This is a genomic window from Polyangiaceae bacterium (genome assembly GCA_015075635.1).
Classification (GTDB): Bacteria; Myxococcota_A; Polyangia; order Polyangiales; family Polyangiaceae; genus JADJKB01.
This window is the reverse complement of the sequence record JABTUA010000001.1, coordinates 1,725,942-1,740,431: the sequence shown is the minus strand read 5'-3', so window position 1 is coordinate 1,740,431 and position 14,490 is coordinate 1,725,942. Positions and strand designations below refer to the sequence as shown.

The window sequence follows — 14,490 nt, the reverse complement described above, 5'->3', positions numbered from 1 at the left end:
TTTACGTCCGCTCCGGACCGGCACACGCGGGTACGTCAGTGGACGAGCTCGAGAACCTTCGCGGGAGAATCGTCGAGCTCGAGGCGCGAGCAGCGGAGCAGAGCAAGCTCGATGCCGCCTTGCGTGAGCGGCTGGAGAGCGTGGCCAGGAACGCGCCCGACTACATCATCGAGATGGACCGGGCGGGCGTCATCACCTACATGAACCGGCCCGCGCCCGGCCGAACCCTGGCCGACATGCTCGGCTCGAACGTCGAAGAGTGGATGGAGCCGGGGGCCCGCCCGGCGTTCGCGCGGACCCTCGCTCACGTCTTCGAGCGCGGCGAGCCGGCGAGCTACGAGTCGGTGGGCGCGGTGTCCGGACGCGCTTACATCAACCGCGTCGGCCCCGTGCTCGAAAACGGTCAGGTGACGCGGGCCATCCTCATCACCCACGACGTCACCGAGCTGAAGGCCGCGGAGACCCGCCTGCGCGAGAGCGAGGGGTGGTTCCGCACCCTGGTGGACGGCTACTTCGACGCGCTGGCGGTCTCGGAGCAGGGGCGAATCATCGAGGTGAACGCGGCCTGGGAGAAGCTGTTCGGCTACGGGCCCGGCGAGATGATCGGGCTCACCCCGGCCGCCCTGACCACCCCCGAAGGCGCGGCTATCGTGATGGAGCACATCAAGCGCGGGGACGAGTCGGCCTACGAGGTGCCCGGCAAGCGCCGGGACGGGAGCATCTTCCCCGGCGAGGTCCACGCGCGCAACGTGAGCTACCGCGGCAGGCCCGCGCGGCTCTCGTTCTTCCGCGATTTGAGCGAGCAGCACCGCGCGCGGGACGAGCGCCAGCGCCTGGAGCAGAAGATGCTGGACGCGCAGAAGCTCGAGACGCTCGGCGTGCTCGCCGGCGGCATCGCTCACGACTTCAACAACCTGCTCCAGGTCATGCTCGGCAACGTGGAGCTCGCGACGCTGGAGCTCGGCTCCCACCCGGCCCAGGCGGGCGTCCGCCGCTCGCTGGACCAAGCCCGCGAGGCAGCCCTGCGCGCCAGCGAGATCGTCCACCAGATGCTGGCATACAGCGGCCAGGGCCCACGCTCGATGTCGGCGATCGCCGTCTCGGACGTGGTCCGCGAGATCGCCGAGCTCTTGCTGGTCAGCATCTCGAAGAACACCGAGATCACCCTGGAGCTCCCCGACGGGCTGCCCACCACCTTCGCCGATCCGAGCCAGCTCCGCCAGGTGATCATGAACCTGATCACCAACGCCTCGGAGGCGCTTGGCGGTCAGAGCGGCAAGGTCCGCCTCCGAGTCGGAAGGGCCGCGCTGAGCCCGAGCGACGCGCCCGACCTGGCGGTGCTGCCCGCCGAGCTGCCTCCCGACGCGGTGTTCATCGAGGTCGACGACGACGGCGTCGGCATTCGCGAGGACGTGGTTCGGAGGATCTTCGATCCCTTCTACAGCACCAAGTTCCCGGGGCGCGGTTTGGGGCTCGCGTCGGTCGCCGGCATCGTGCGCGCGCACGGAGGCGCGATCCGCGTCCGGAGCGTGCCCGGACATGGCTCCACCTTCACGGTGTACCTGCCTGTCGCGACGGGATCGGCGGCGAGCCGAGCTCCCGCGCTGGCCCCGCCCGAGCCCCTCCCCGCGAAGCTCGACGCGCGCGTGCTCTTCGCGGACGACGAGCCAAGGCTGCTCGAGCTCGTCGCGCGCAGCCTCCGTGCCGCGGGGCTCACGCTGACTACTGCGCGCGATGGCCTGGAGGCGCTCGAGGCCGTGGAGGCCGACCCCGGCGGGTTCGACGTGGTGATCCTCGACTTGACCATGCCGCGCTTGGGCGGCGCCGAATCGCTGCGCAAGATGCGCGCCCTGCGCGCCGATCTGCCCGCGGTCCTGCTCAGCGGGTACAGTGAGACGGACATCGCCGGCGACCTGAGCCGCGGGCCCACGCGTTTCCTTGCGAAGCCGTTCCTCGCCGACGCGCTGCTCGCCTGCCTGGCGGAGCTGCTTCAGCCGGCGTGACCGCCGAGCGCGCCGCCAGAGCTCCGCATGTGCCGCGCGCGCACCAGGAATGCGTCGAGCACCTGGAGCAAGGCGCGCTCCACGTCCGCGCCTTCCAGCACTCCGAGCGCCGAAGCGACGGCTTCGAAGGTACACACGGCCCCGGCGTGTGGTTGTCTCCGGAGGTCGTAGCGCGACGGAACCGGCGCGGGCAGACGGACCACCTCCGCTCCGGACGTCCACGCCTCTCGCGTCAGCATGCGGCGCGCTTGCTTCCAGCTCCCGTCCGGGACGACGAGGGTGAGCGGACGGTCTCCGGCGCCGTCCGCCGCCCCGAGCTCCCGCGCGTCGGGCGCGGGAAACAACACGAGGCGGCGCTCCGGCCCTGGACGGGCCTGCACCAGACCGAGCTGCCCGCGGATCGAGAGCCGCGAGCGCTCGAGTGCCGCCAAGGCCAGTCGCCCGGTGTTGCTGGTCTTGGCCAGCTCGTTCTTGTGCATCAAGAGCACGAGCTCGGTGCGCGTGCGGAGCCGCGGTAGGCTTGCGCAAAAGCACAGCTCGGTCGAGAGCCCGCAGCGCTCGCAGCGCTGCAAGCGCCGACTGCGGATGAGCTGGGTCACTCGGCTTCCCGCGCCGCGATCACGAAGCGCAGCACCGCCTCGCGACCCGAAGCGTCGAGCTCCGCGAGCTTGCCCATCTTCACCATCAGCTTCTGCCATTCCTCCGCCGAGTGGTCCTTCGGCGCGGGTAGGGCGTGGCAGGTCTTGCACTTCTGGGCGAATAGGTCGCGCCCGTGCCCGAGGGACTGCTCCGAGGCGTCTGGCCAGCGCTTCTGGGCCGCGGTCAGCATGGCCGGCGTGACCGCCCCCCCACCGCACCCCGAGAGCAGCACCCCCGCCAAGGCCCACCCCCAAGTCGGCCGAAAAGCCATCGAAATTCTCCCTTTCGGGCCGTGTTAGCACGGTTCCTGGCAGGCCCGACAATCGGCCCCAGGGCCGATTGCGGTCGGCCGGAGCGCGTGATAAATCCTGCGCCGTCGCGAACGTCTCTGGCACTCGGCTCACTGCTCTCTCGTTTTTCTGGGAACGCGGAAGGTCGGTTTCTTCGGGGCACGGTCACGAAAATGGGCGGCGGCTGGCGCCGCCACCCTCCCCGGGCCGCGGCGCCTCGGGGTGGGTCGAATGGACGCCCCGGCGTCTCCCGAGCCGCAACGAGAGAACAGAAAAATGAGCAATCGACTGTACGTGGGCAACCTTGCGTTCCACACCACCGAAGACGTGATCCAGCGCGCCTTCGCCGAGCACGGCGAGGTCGCCGAGGTGAAGCTCGTGCTCGACCGCGAAACCGGCCGCTCCCGCGGCTTCGCCTTCGTCTCCATGGCGACGGCCGAGGCCGCCCAGAAGGCGATCGAGGCGCTGAACGGAGCAGACCTCGACGGCCGTCCGCTGCGCGTCAACGTCGCTGAGGAGCGCCGCGGTGGCGGCGGTGGCGGCGGCGGCGGTGGCTTCCGCGGTGGACGCGGCGGCGGTGGGGGTGGTGGCGGCGGTGGGGGTCGCGGGGGCGATCGCGGCGGACGCGGCGATCGCGGCGATCGCGGCGGACGCTGGTGAGAAGCCGCTGACGGCAGGGTGAGCCGGTGCTCGCGCGCCGGCTCGCTCTCATTTTACCGTGCTCGACGTGGCTCCCATCTACCTCGACCACAACGCCACGACGCCGCTCCTGCCCGAGGTCGTCGAGGCGATGCTGCCCTACCTGCGGGAGCACTTCGGAAACCCGTCGAGCAGCCACGTGTACGGCGCTCGGACGAGCAGCGTGGTGGCGCGCGCGCGAGAGCAGGTGGCCGTGCTCCTCGGCTGCGACGCGGACGAGGTGGTGTTCACCTCCGGCGGCACCGAGGCCAACAACCTCGCCATCCGGGGCGTTTGCGAGGCGCTCGAGCGGAGGCGCGGCGTCGTCACCACGGTCATCGAGCATCCCGCGACCGCGCGCCCCTGCGCTTGGCTGGAGCAGCACGGCTGGCGCGCCACCCGCCTCGGCGTAGACGGCGAAGGCCGAGCCCGGGTCGCCGACGCCGAGCGAGCCATCGACGCCGACACGGCGCTGGTCACCATCATGCACTCGAACAACGAGACCGGAGTGCTCCAGCCGGTCGCGGAGGTGGCCCGCCTCGCGCACGCCGCGGGCGCCCTCGTTCACAGCGACGCCGCGCAGTCCCTGGGCAAGGTCCCAGTGCGTGTCCGCGAGCTCGACGTCGATCTGCTCTCCGTCGCCGGCCACAAGCTCTACGCGCCCAAGGGCGTCGGCGCTCTGTACGTGAAGCGCGGCACGCCGCTGGTGCCGCTCGTGCTCGGCGCGGGCCACGAGCGCGGGCTGCGACCGGGAACCGAGAACGTGGCATCCATCGTCGGGCTCGGCGCCGCGTGCGAAGCGGTCGGGCGCGACCTTCACGAGTCGGCGCTGCGCATGACGGCGCTGCGCGACGAGCTGTGGAGCCGCCTCGAGCGCGCCGTCCCCGGCCTCGCGCTCTCCGGCCACCGCGAGCTCCGCCTGCCGAACACCCTCAACGTCCGCTTCCCGCGCGTGTCGGGGAACGCCGTGCTCGCCGGCGCGCCGGAGATCGCCGCGTCCACCGGCTCGGCGTGCCACGAAGGCCACGAGAGCGCTTCGGCAGTGATCCTCGCGATGGGCGTCGCTCCCCCGGACGCCCTGGGCTCGGTGCGCTTGACGCTCGGGCGAGGCACGAGCGCCGACGACGTCGCGCGGGCGGCGGACGCTCTAGCGAGATCCTGGCGACGAAGCGTCGAGAGCTGACGAAGGCGCGCTCCCTCACGCCAGCGAAGTGTGCGGTTCAGCGTGCGCTTCAGCGTGCGCTTCGGCGCGCGCTTCAGCGTGCGCTTCGGCGCGCGCCCCCTGCCCGGCTCGCCCGTCGCTACGACACGCCGGACGCGCCACAGCTTGACGAAGGCGCGCTCCCTCACGCCAGCGAAGTGTGCGGTTCAGCGTGCGCTTCGGCGTGCGCTTCAGCGTGCGCTTCGGCGTGCGGTTCAGCGTGCGCTTCAGCGTGCGGTTCAGCGTGCGCTTCAGCGTGCGCTTCGGCGTGCGCTTCAGCGTGCGCTTCGGCGTGCGCTTCGGCGCGCGCTTCGGCGCCGCGCGCTCCCCCTGCCCGGCTCGCCCGTCGCTACGGGGTGTCCCTATTCGCGCTCCGCTGGCGGCCGCCAACGCCACGCGACTCTTCCGTTCCGTCGAAACGGCCGGCGCCGGTCCCGGCCGGCATTCGCACTCGCCTGTCAGTGGCGGAACGTGATCTGATCATGGCAAGACTGCTCGAGTGATCCCGGGGCTCGGCTGACCGCCGAGCGGCTCGTATCGAGCAGCCTCGTCGCCCACCGAACTAGGGACGCCCCCTACGGCCGCGCCAGCGCTTGGGGAGGCGGCGCATCCTGGCAGCAGCCGGCAGGCAGCTTTCCGTCGGGCCGCGGCTCGCAGGACACGACGCGCCCCCGCGCGTCGAGCGCGATGTGGCAGCAGTCCTCGAGCGCGCGGCGCAGCTCGCGCCGGCCGCGCTGGACGCGAGACTTCATCCCCGAGAGCGAGATCCCCAGCATGTCGGCGGCTTGCTTCTGCGTGAGCCCCTCGAGCTCGGTCAGGGTCAGCGCTTCGCGGTAGTGCTGGGGCAGCATCGCCACGAACGGCGCGATGGTGCTGGCAAGCTCCTGCATCACGGCACCGTCGTCGTCTGGATCGAGCTCGTCGGGACGCTCCTCGGCGGCGGGGTCATCTGCGACGCGGTGCTTCGCGGCGGCGCGCTGGTGGTCGGCGATGGCGCTGCGCGCGATCTGGTACACCCACGGGCCGAAGCGCTCTTCGTCGCGCAGGCCCGCGAGGCCGCGTTGCATCCTCAGGAAGACCTCCTGCACCACGTCGTCCACGTCGGCCGGGGCCCGCACGCGGCGCGCGACGAACGGCCTCAGCTTGGCCTCGAGGTCGCGCCACGCGCCACGCTGTGCGGGCTCGATCACGCCGAGGGCTCCGGCGAGCAGCACGACGGTCCGCAGCACGCCTGGCCTCCGGGCTTCACCGCTTCGATGGTCGCCGACGCGATGTAGTCCTCGACGCCCGACCCGGGCATCCACTCGCGGATGAACTCCCGGCTCCCCGCCTTCACCTCGACGCGGATGCCCTCGAAGCCGGCCACGCGCAAGAGCGCCCCGATGGTCTCGACGCTCGCCGCGCCGGCCACGCAGCCCGTGAGCGCGAGCACGTCGTTCTGGAGAGCCTCGGGCAGCTCCTTGATCATCACCACGTCCGAGATCGCCAAGCGCCCGCCCGGCTTCAGCACGCGAAAGGCGTCCTGGAAGACCGCGCGCTTGTCCGGGCTCAGGTTGATCACGCAGTTGGACAGGATGACGTCCACCGTCCCGTCGGCGACCGGCAGGTGCTCGATCTCACCCAGTCGGAACTCGACGTTCTTCGCCTCGAGCTTCTGGGCGTTGACGCGCGCCTTCGCCACCATGTCGGCGGTCATGTCGACGCCGATGACGCGCCCGCTCGGGCCCACCTGCCTGGCGGCGAGGAAGCAGTCGAAGCCCCCGCCCGCTCCGAGGTCGAGCACCGTCTCCCCCGCCCGGAGCGCGGCGATGGCCTGAGGGTTGCCGCAGCCGAGCCCCATGTTCGCGCCCTCCGGCACCGCGGCCAGATCCTCCGCGGAGTAGCCGAGCCCGAGGCTCGCCTCCGCGCCCGGCCCGCAGGTCCCCGGCGCGCAGCACCCGCTGCTCGCCCCGCGCGCGATGTTTCCATACTGCTCGCGCACGGCCGCGCGGACCTGATCCTTGCTCTGTTCGTTCATCTTCATGGCCTCCACACCCCGATGACGGGGACCGGAACGAAAGGACGCAGCTTGCCCTCAGCAGCAGCCCGATTTCGGCTTCGCCTGGGTCCCCGTGCTCGGTCCGCAGCAGCCAGTCTGCGCTGCCGGCGCCGCCTCGAGCTTCCGCACCACGACGCCCGCCAAGGCCGCGAGCGTCTCGCGGGACGGGTAGGCGCCCTCGACGGCGATGCGATCCCCGACCAGCACGAGCGGGAGCACCTCGGTCCCCCGCTCGTGCGCCGCCTTCACCGCAGGCGTCTCGGCGAACGCGCCTGGCTGCTGCGCGAGGTTGAAGCGCTCGACGCTCACGCCCTGCTTTTGAAGCCAATCGACGTCCGCGGCGAAGCGGGCGAGCTCGGGATCGACGCTCGGTCCGCAGACGCCGGTGGAGCAGCAGAGGGCGGGATCGAACACGCGGATGGTCACGGACATGGGGTTTCCTTTCGAGGTCACAGGCCCCCGATCAGCGCCTTCAGGCGGCGCAGCGCGCGGGGCTCGATGCAGTAGCAGACCCGAGGACCGTCCACGTCGCCGCGGATCAGCCCGGCCTCCTTGAGCACCTTCAGGTGCTGCGAGACGGTGGATTGCGCGAGCGGCAGCTCCTCGACGATGTCGCCGCAGATGCACGCGTTCTTGCGCACGAGGATGCGGAGGATCTTGACCCGCGCCGGATGTCCGAGCGCCTTGGCGAGGCTCGCCAGCTCCTCGTCGGCCTCCCCGCCCTCGATGGGGCGGAGATCCGCCTCTTCGTCCGCCGGCGGACAGCAGGCTTCAGCGTTCATCGTAGATTGACGATAGCTCACTCGGGGCACCCCGTCAAACCGCGAGGCGCGCTCGGACCTTCGGGGAGGTGAGCTCCCGGATGGCGTCGGTCGCGACCCAGCGGGCTGCGCGCGCCGCCGGATCGCCGCCCCGCCCGCCGGCGGCGCGCTCGTTCGCGATCGCGAGGATCCGCCGCGCGCGCGCCACGGCGGCCGTGTTCAGCGGCCGGCTGCGCTTGCCGATGTTGCGCAGCGCCCAGTTGACGGCCTTCTTGACGAAGTTGCGCTCGTCGAACGCGCCCCGCTCGATCAACGGCAGGAGCGTAACGAAGGCTCGATTCGCGGCGGTCTCGTCGTGGACGGCGAGCCCTGCCATCAGCGCGAAGCCGGCGCGCTTGACCCACTCCTCGTCTCGCCTGGCCCACTCGGTCGCCTTGGGCCAGGCGTGCTGGGTCCGGTCGAAGAGGCTCGTCGTCGCCTGGTCGCAGACGTCCCACGAGTCGAAGTCGCTGGCCCAGGCCTCCATCTGCGCCGCGGTGACCGCCGCCGGCTCGTCGACGAAGCACGCCAGCAGCCGCGCTTCGTGGTTCCCGGTCGCCCACAGCGCGAGCGCCAGCTCGTGGTCCCGACCGAGGCGCTTGGCGACCTTGCGCAGCTCGCAGACCGACACGCCGAAGGCGTTCTCCACGTTGATGCCGTAGCGCGCCATGCCCGCCCGGTCGCGCGCGCTGCCCTTGCCGCGAAGCTCGTCGAGGATCGCGCTCACGCGCTGGTCCCTGCCCCTGCGTGCGTTCACGCCGAGCCTCCGCTCTGCGCGAAGCTCCCGCGAGCGGTAGCCTTCGAGCTCATCACGCTGCTCCATGGCAGGACGAACCGACAGCGCCTGGTGCGCGGTCGCCGCCCTCGACGAGCCGTGGCGTCGGCTCGGTTCAAGAGCAGGACGGCGATGATCCGAAAGGAGAGTGAGGTCATGCCGGCGTGGGCCCCGGGGCGAGAAGCCTTCACTTTCGGCAAGTTTGAAGGCGCCCTGCACCAGGGACGCATGGTTCGGTGCAGTGCCGATCACCACCCCACGTCGCACGCTGATCCACTGCGCGCACGAGGGGCTCTCGCCGGAGCTGCTCCGGCAGGCGACGCTGCAGGCGATCCGTCGCGGCCTCGTCGGGCGTGAAGACATCGCCGAGGTCGAGCGCGGGCTCGCGCCCTTCGGAGGCCTCGGCGCATGAAGTCACCTCGCACCTACGCCTCACCCGAGGCCTTCAAGCACGCGCTCGAACAGCGGCTCTAGCGCCGACTCGAAAGTGGCTCCAGCTCCTGGACTCGAACCAGGGACCCGGCGGTTAACAGCCGCCTGCTCTACCGACTGAGCTAAGCTGGAATGGGGCCGTAAGGGTATTCAGGGGGGCCCCTTCGTCAAGCGCAATCACGGGCACTTGGAATACCGGGCCAGAATCAGGTTCGCGCCGCTCGCGTAGACCCAGCCGGCGTCGCCGTTCGGGTACGCGAAGAAGTCGTCCTTGGCGCGGAAGGCGCTGGTGGTGGTGACCGGCGCGCCGACCGGGTTGCCGGTCGTGATGTCCAGCTCCTGGAGCGTGCGCGTCGTGCCGGTGCGCCAGGCGGCGAGCAGGCCGCCCTTGAACGCGACCAGGTGCGCCGAGTCGTCGTCCACCGAGTTGCTGGTGAGCCAGACTTTGGTCGAGACGTTGCCGGCGGTGTTGAGCTTCGCCACCGCGATGTCCTTGTTGGGCCGTCCCTCGGGCGAGACGTAGGACAGCCAATACCCACCGCTGACCGAGACGAAACCGCCGAGGGCGGCGCCGCTGGTGCCGGCGCAGTTGCCGCTCGGCTCGCTGGAGATGACCTTGCTGTCGGCCCAGAGGATGGACTTCGAGGCGTAGCAGTCCGAGAGACACACCGGACCGACGGTGGTGCCGTTCTGCGCCAGGCGCAGGTCCAGCGAGTGGCTACAGCCCCAGCCCCAGCCGGCGACGCTGCCCGTACCGGCGTTGCCGGAGAGGTCCAGGTGCCGGAGCGTGTCGCCGGTGTGGGCGATGTTGTCGGGCCAGCGCCGGTAGATGGGGAAGTACGCGGTGTAGCCGCTGCCCTTGAAGTGGAGGCGTCCGCCCTCGGCGGCGAAGGTGCTGGAGTAGCTGTACCACTCGCAGCCGATCGTCGCCTGGTTGCAGCCGCCGATCAGATCCTTGTCCACCACGACGGCGCCGCTCGTGTTGAGCTTCACGAAGTAGAGGTGATCGGGGCTCCGCGCGACGAGCATGGCGTAGCCGTCGGTCGTGGCGGTGAAGCCGTGGACGTGCAGGCCCGGTACGCTGTAGTCCGTGCCGAGGCGAGTGCCCGCGGCGTTCACCCGCGTCACGTAGATGTTCCCGCCGCTCATCCAGGCGATGGCCGTATCGCCGCTCGGCATCACTGCGCCGTAGATCGGCGAGCCTCCTGGGCTGCCGCTCGCGGTGATGGTCTTTTCGACCACCCCGCCGGTGCAGCTGCCACCGGTGCCGCCACTTCCACCGGTCGCGCCGCCCGTGCCACCGGTCGAGGTCGTGCCACCGCTGCCACCCGTCGCGGTCGTGCCACCGCTGCCACCAGTCGATGTGGTGCCACCGCTGCCGCCCGTCGAGGTCGTGCCACCGCTGCCGCCCGTCGCGGTCGTGCCACCGGTCGAGGTCGTGCCGCCGCTGCCACCCGTCGCGGTCGTGCCACCGCTGCCACCAGTCGGGAGCGTGCCACCTGCTCCTGCCGTGCCGCCGCTCGCCGCGCCGCCCGCTCCGGCTGCGCCGCCGCTCGCCGCGCCGCCCGCTCCGGCCGCGCCGCCGCTCGGTGCGCCGCCGAGCGACGTGCCGGCAGCGCCGCCCGACGGCGCCCCGCCGAGCGAGCCGCCGCTGCCACCGCTGCCAGCGGAGGCGTCCGTCGCGCCGGCTCCGCCGCTCGCCGCGCCACCGCTGCCCTTGAAGTCCACCTCGTCGTAGCCGAGCACCTGGCTGCACGCCCCGACGAGCAGGACCGCCGAAAAGCCACCGAAGCGGGCTCGTCCCAGCATGGGCCCATGATCGCTCCAGAGCGGGCAAAGGGCAATCGCCCGCAAAAACCAGATCTTTGACCCGAGGCGCCGTGCGGGCGACAAGGCTCAGGTGACCAGCGAGAGCCCCGTGCCCAAGAACTCGGCGGACGTCACGCGCACCGCCGGCCGCGGCGGTCTCGCCGTGGCCTTCGCCAAGATCTACTTCATCCTGGTCGGGCTGGTGCAGCAGGTGATCTTGCCGCGGGTGCTCGGGCTCGACGGCTACGGCGCGCTCTCGAGCGTGCTCAGCATCTCGAGCATCGCGTACAACCCCATCGTCTCGACCAGCATCCAGGGCGTGAGCCGCGCGGTGGCGCAGTCGCCGGACGCTCAGCAGCCTCAGGCCATCCGACGCACGCTGACCATCCACGCCCTGCTCGCCTTCCCGCTCGCGCTCGGGTTCTTTCTGTTGGCGCGGCCCATCGGCGAGGCAGCGGGGGCTCCCCACCTGGTCGGCGCGCTGCGCATCGTGAGCGGAGTGGTGCTGTTCTACAGCCTGTACACGCCGTTCGTCGGCGTGCTCAACGGGCAGAAGCGCTTCTTGTGGCAGGCGGGCCTGGACATGCTCTACGCCACCATCCGCACGGTGGCGCTGGTCGCCGGCGCGCTTCTGCTCGCCGGCTCCTTGGGCGGCAAGGTAGCCGGCTCGAGCGGCGGCTTCGTCGCCGCCTCCGCGGCGATCTTCGTCGTGGCGCTCGGGGTCGTGGGGATCGGCAAGCGGGGGCCGGGTGGCCCGACGCTCGGGCAGCACCTCGGCTTCATCGCGCCGCTCCTCTTGGGCCAGACGCTCTTGAACCTGCTGCTCCAGGCGGATCTGACCTTGCTCCGGGCGTTCGCCGCCGACTCGGCGCGCGCCGCCGGGCTCGGGCCCGAGGCCGCGGATCCGCTCGTGGGGGCCTACCGCGCGACGCAGCTCTTCTGCTTCCTGCCCTATCAGCTGCTGCTCGCGGTCACCTTCATCCTGTTTCCCATGCTCGCCACCGCTCACCGCGACGGCGACCGGGACGCCGTCGCGCGCTACGTGCGCACGGGCGTGCGGCTGGCGCTGGTGCTGATGGGGCTGATGGTCAGCGTCACCTCCGGTCTGGCCGATCCGCTGATGCGCTTGGTCTTCCCGGCCCAGGCCGCCGAGCTCGGGGCGCGCTCGATGCAGCTCTTGACCCTGGGCTTCGGCGCGTTCGCGGTGTTCGGCATCCTGACCACGGTGCTCAACAGCCTGAAGCGCGAGGTGGCGAGCATGGCCATCACTGCGGTCGCGTTCGGGCTGGTCGTGGCGCTGTGCTTCCTGCGCGTGCGCGGCACCGAGTTCGGCGCCGAGCTGCTCTGGCGCACCGCCAGCGCGACCACCAGCGGCCTCGCCCTCGCGACGCTGGCCGCTGCCGTCGTCGTGTACCGCACGGCGGGCGCGGTGGCTCCGCTCGTCACTCTCCTGCGAGTTCTGGGCGCGATGGCGGTGACGATCACGATCGGTCGCGTCCTGCCCCACCCCGGCAAGCTGATGACGCTCGGGTACGCTGCCGCGCTCGGCGGCATCTACGTGACGTTGCTGCTCGTCAGCCGCGAGCTCGGCAGGGCCGACCTGGCCACCGTGAAAGCGGTGCTCGGCAAGAAGGCTTCGGCGAGCAAACCGGGCCCGCGATGAGCGGAGCGAGTCGCGTCGGGGGTCCGGGGGCCGTGCCCCCGGGGTGAACTGCGGCGGGAGTGGGTGGGCGGGCCTTCAAACGGGCCCGACGAAGTAGGCGCGGTTGAGCTTGGCGTCGAACCACGCCGCGCGCATCTTCAGCGGATCCGGCGCGTTGGCCTTCCCGGCGAAGAACGGCGCGGAGCCCATGGGCCAGGACTTCCAGACGAACGCGCCGTCCAGCTGGTACACGTTGCCGTTCGCGTAGCCGGCGTAGGCGCGATACCAGTCGCCTGATTTCAGGTAGAGCGACGGGTCGCGCACCTCGAAGTCCCAGAGCACCGTACCCGTCCCCTGCGGCGGCCCCGGAGGCGCCTCGTCCGGCACGGTCACCTTCTGCTCGAAGACGACGCTGTCGTCCGACTTGTAGTCGTAGATCACCGCCGTCGGATTCGAGAAGATGGTGATGGACTCCGCCACGATCGTCGGTGAAGCGACGTGGTAGGTCGAGCGCGGCGTGAGCCCGCCGAGCTCGGGGAACTTCGCGCTCGTGGCCACCGGCGTCTTCCAGGCCGAGCCGGAGCGCACGTGGAACTGCCCCGAGTCCGTGAACACCAGCAACCGATCGTAGTGCTCGAGCTGGACCACCGACGCGATCCCGGTCGAAGGCGGCGCGTTCGTGCCGCTCCAGACCAGCTCGAGCGCCGTCGGCGCAGACCAGACACCGCTGCCCCAGTCGTAGGAGAAGAGCGTCCAGCTCACGCTGCCGCCGCCGCTCCCGCCCGAACCACCACCACCGCTCGGGGCACCGCCACCGCTCGGGCTGCCGCCGCCACCGCTCGGGCTGCCGCCGCCACCGCTCGGGCTGCCGGCGCTCCCACCACCACCGGACGTCGTCGCGCCGCTGCCGCCGCTGTTTCCATCCGGCCAACTGCCGTCGCCGATCGCACCGCCGCCACCACCGGCGCCGCCACCACCGGAGGGGCCGCCGGTGTCGGACTCACCCAGGACGAGGCAGGCGTTGGCGAGCGCGAGGGCCGATCCCCAGAGCAAGGCGAAGGCGAGGCGCATTTCCCCCATGATAGCTCACGTCGCCGCGCTCGGCGCGCGACCTTCTCCGCTGCTCTCGTCGATGGCTTCCCGCACGAACAGATCCTCCAGGGTCTCGTGGCGAGGGGTGACCTCCGCGATCGCGACCCTGGCGTCCAGGGCAGCCCGGAGCAGCTCGCTCACGCGCGACTGCCCCTCCACCTCGACGATCAGGCGATCCGCCGCGCGCCGGCTCCCGTGCCCGAGCTCGGACACGAGTGCTTCGAAGGCGGTGTCGGCGCCCACGAGCACCACGTCGGTGCGCTTCACGTCGCTCTTGAGCAGCTCGGCGAGGCGGCCGCTCACCACCACGTTGCCTTGGCGCAGGATGGTGACGTGGTCGCACAGCGTCTCGACGTCGCTCAAGATGTGCGTCGAGAAGAAGATCGTGCGGCCCGCCTTGCGCTCTTCGAAGATCAGATCGCGTACCTCCTTGCGCCCGACCGGATCGAGCCCGCTCATCGGCTCGTCGAGGATGAGCAGCTCGGGATCGGCGACCAAGGCCGCGGCGAGCCCGGTGCGCTGCAACATGCCCTTGGACAGTCGGCGCACGGGACGCTCGGCTGCGTACCAGATGCCGACCTGTTCCAATACGGCGCGCGAACGGTCGCGGACCTTCTTGCCGGTGAGGCCGGAGAGGCGCGCGCACATCTCCACGAACTCGACGGGCGTGAGGTAGGGGTAGACGTAGGGGTTCTCGGGCATGAAGCCCACGCGCTCCATCGCCTTGGCGCTCGGAATGGAGTGACCGAAGATGGTCGCCGTGCCGCCGCTCGGCGCGATCAGGCCCGTGAGCATCTTGATGGTCGTGGTCTTGCCGGCGCCGTTCGGACCCAGGAAGCCGAAGATGTCGCCGCGCCGAACGTCGAAGCTGACGCCCTTCACCGCCTCGACGCGGCGCCGTGCCAGGCCGTGACGAAAGACCTTCCTCAGGCCCTTGACTGCGATCAGCACCTCGCTCACGCGGTGGGCAGCTTACCTCCGCCCCACTCAGCGTCCAACTAGCTAGATTCCCTTGGAAAATCTCGGCGTGGTGGGTGGACGCCGGTGCCGCGTCGAGAAATCGCCCCTCCCGTCCACGACGAGCCGAGCGA

General features: G+C 71.1%; 16 protein-coding genes and 1 tRNA gene. 6 read left to right on the top strand and 11 right to left on the bottom strand.

Features of this window, described 5'->3' with window-relative positions; genetic code table 11:
- Positions 1–38: 38 nt before the first annotated feature.
- Positions 39–2,003 (top strand): PAS domain S-box protein, encoded by a 1,965-nt coding sequence (locus HS104_07770; protein ID MBE7479866.1) that lies wholly within the window; start codon positions 39–41, stop codon positions 2,001–2,003.
- On the opposite strand, the gene HS104_07765 is transcribed toward HS104_07770, so the two are convergent.
- Positions 1,991–2,602, bottom strand: a complete 612-nt coding sequence (locus HS104_07765; GenBank protein ID MBE7479865.1) for a DTW domain-containing protein — start codon at positions 2,600–2,602, stop codon at positions 1,991–1,993. The genes HS104_07770 and HS104_07765 overlap by 13 nt on opposite strands.
- Entirely contained in the window at positions 2,599–2,913 is a 315-nt protein-coding gene (locus tag HS104_07760; protein MBE7479864.1) for a hypothetical protein, read from the bottom strand. Before HS104_07760 ends, HS104_07765 begins: the two co-directional genes overlap by 4 nt.
- A 295-nt stretch (positions 2,914–3,208) precedes the next feature.
- Here HS104_07760 and HS104_07755 point away from each other — a divergent pair, with 295 nt between their 5' ends.
- The 3 genes from HS104_07755 (at position 3,209) to HS104_07745 (ending at position 5,286) form a co-directional block, all read left to right on the top strand.
- A complete protein-coding gene (locus tag HS104_07755; GenBank protein ID MBE7479863.1) occupies positions 3,209–3,592 on the top strand; it encodes an RNA-binding protein in 384 nt (127 codons plus the stop codon).
- A 58-nt stretch (positions 3,593–3,650) separates the two neighbouring features.
- Positions 3,651–4,793, top strand: a complete 1,143-nt coding sequence (locus tag HS104_07750) for a cysteine desulfurase (protein ID MBE7479862.1) — start codon at positions 3,651–3,653, stop codon at positions 4,791–4,793.
- Between the two features lie 190 nt (positions 4,794–4,983).
- On the top strand, positions 4,984–5,286 hold the full coding sequence (locus HS104_07745) for a hypothetical protein (protein MBE7479861.1): 303 nt from the start codon (positions 4,984–4,986) through the stop codon (positions 5,284–5,286).
- Between the two features lie 100 nt (positions 5,287–5,386).
- On the opposite strand, the gene HS104_07740 is transcribed toward HS104_07745, so the two are convergent.
- Genes HS104_07740 through HS104_07720 form a run of 5 tightly spaced genes read right to left on the bottom strand, consistent with a single transcriptional unit; the run spans position 5,387 to position 8,472 of the window.
- Complete coding sequence (locus HS104_07740; GenBank protein ID MBE7479860.1) at positions 5,387–6,040, bottom strand: sigma-70 family RNA polymerase sigma factor; 654 nt, start codon at positions 6,038–6,040, stop codon at positions 5,387–5,389.
- On the bottom strand, positions 5,998–6,828 hold the full coding sequence (locus tag HS104_07735; protein ID MBE7479859.1) for an arsenite methyltransferase: 831 nt from the start codon (positions 6,826–6,828) through the stop codon (positions 5,998–6,000). Before HS104_07735 ends, HS104_07740 begins: the two co-directional genes overlap by 43 nt.
- Positions 6,829–6,885: 57 nt before the next feature.
- Complete coding sequence (gene arsD / locus HS104_07730; GenBank protein ID MBE7479858.1) at positions 6,886–7,281, bottom strand: arsenite efflux transporter metallochaperone ArsD; 396 nt, start codon at positions 7,279–7,281, stop codon at positions 6,886–6,888.
- Positions 7,282–7,298: 17 nt separating this feature from the next.
- Positions 7,299–7,631: a winged helix-turn-helix transcriptional regulator gene (locus tag HS104_07725; GenBank protein MBE7479857.1), complete on the bottom strand. Its 333-nt coding sequence runs from the start codon at positions 7,629–7,631 to the stop codon at positions 7,299–7,301.
- Between the two features lie 34 nt (positions 7,632–7,665).
- Positions 7,666–8,472, bottom strand: a complete 807-nt coding sequence (locus HS104_07720) for a DNA alkylation repair protein (GenBank protein MBE7479856.1) — start codon at positions 8,470–8,472, stop codon at positions 7,666–7,668.
- A gap of 193 nt (positions 8,473–8,665) precedes the next feature.
- On the opposite strand from HS104_07720, the gene HS104_07715 reads away from it, so the two are divergent.
- Positions 8,666–8,836 carry a hypothetical protein gene (locus tag HS104_07715; GenBank protein MBE7479855.1) on the top strand — a complete coding sequence of 57 codons (171 nt, stop codon included), beginning with the start codon at positions 8,666–8,668 and terminating at the stop codon, positions 8,834–8,836.
- Between the two features lie 76 nt (positions 8,837–8,912).
- Here HS104_07715 and HS104_07710 read toward each other — a convergent pair.
- Positions 8,913–8,988 (bottom strand) — tRNA-Asn (locus tag HS104_07710).
- A gap of 45 nt (positions 8,989–9,033) precedes the next feature.
- The gene (locus HS104_07705; protein MBE7479854.1) at positions 9,034–10,665 is read right to left on the bottom strand and encodes a hypothetical protein; all 1,632 of its coding nucleotides are present in this window, start codon (positions 10,663–10,665) and stop codon (positions 9,034–9,036) included.
- Positions 10,666–10,756: 91 nt separating this feature from the next.
- Between HS104_07705 and HS104_07700 the strand changes: the two genes are divergently transcribed.
- Complete coding sequence (locus tag HS104_07700) at positions 10,757–12,328, top strand: oligosaccharide flippase family protein (GenBank protein MBE7479853.1); 1,572 nt, start codon at positions 10,757–10,759, stop codon at positions 12,326–12,328.
- 75 nt (positions 12,329–12,403) lie between these two features.
- Here HS104_07700 and HS104_07695 read toward each other — a convergent pair whose 3' ends face one another.
- Both HS104_07695 and HS104_07690 read right to left on the bottom strand, forming a co-directional pair.
- Positions 12,404–13,378, bottom strand: coding sequence for a hypothetical protein (locus tag HS104_07695; GenBank protein MBE7479852.1), 975 nt, complete (start codon positions 13,376–13,378; stop codon positions 12,404–12,406).
- Positions 13,379–13,393: 15 nt separating this feature from the next.
- Positions 13,394–14,359 carry an ABC transporter ATP-binding protein gene (locus HS104_07690; GenBank protein MBE7479851.1) on the bottom strand — a complete coding sequence of 322 codons (966 nt, stop codon included), beginning with the start codon at positions 14,357–14,359 and terminating at the stop codon, positions 13,394–13,396.
- Positions 14,360–14,490: the final 131 nt, after the last annotated feature.

Excerpts from the sequence above, each read along its gene's own strand:
- HS104_07735 (MBE7479859.1), bottom strand. The coding sequence starts at position 6,828 with ATGAACGAACAGAGCAAGGATCAGGTCCGCGCGGCCGTGCGCGAGCAG.
- HS104_07720 (MBE7479856.1), bottom strand. The coding sequence starts at position 8,472 with ATGGAGCAGCGTGATGAGCTCGAAGGCTACCGCTCGCGGGAGCTTCGC.
- arsD (MBE7479858.1), bottom strand. The coding sequence starts at position 7,281 with ATGTCCGTGACCATCCGCGTGTTCGATCCCGCCCTCTGCTGCTCCACC.
- HS104_07760 (MBE7479864.1), bottom strand. The coding sequence starts at position 2,913 with ATGGCTTTTCGGCCGACTTGGGGGTGGGCCTTGGCGGGGGTGCTGCTC.
- HS104_07705 (MBE7479854.1), bottom strand. The coding sequence starts at position 10,665 with ATGCTGGGACGAGCCCGCTTCGGTGGCTTTTCGGCGGTCCTGCTCGTC.
- HS104_07755 (MBE7479863.1), top strand. The coding sequence starts at position 3,209 with ATGAGCAATCGACTGTACGTGGGCAACCTTGCGTTCCACACCACCGAA.
- HS104_07695 (MBE7479852.1), bottom strand. The coding sequence starts at position 13,378 with ATGCGCCTCGCCTTCGCCTTGCTCTGGGGATCGGCCCTCGCGCTCGCC.
- HS104_07725 (MBE7479857.1), bottom strand. The coding sequence starts at position 7,631 with ATGAACGCTGAAGCCTGCTGTCCGCCGGCGGACGAAGAGGCGGATCTC.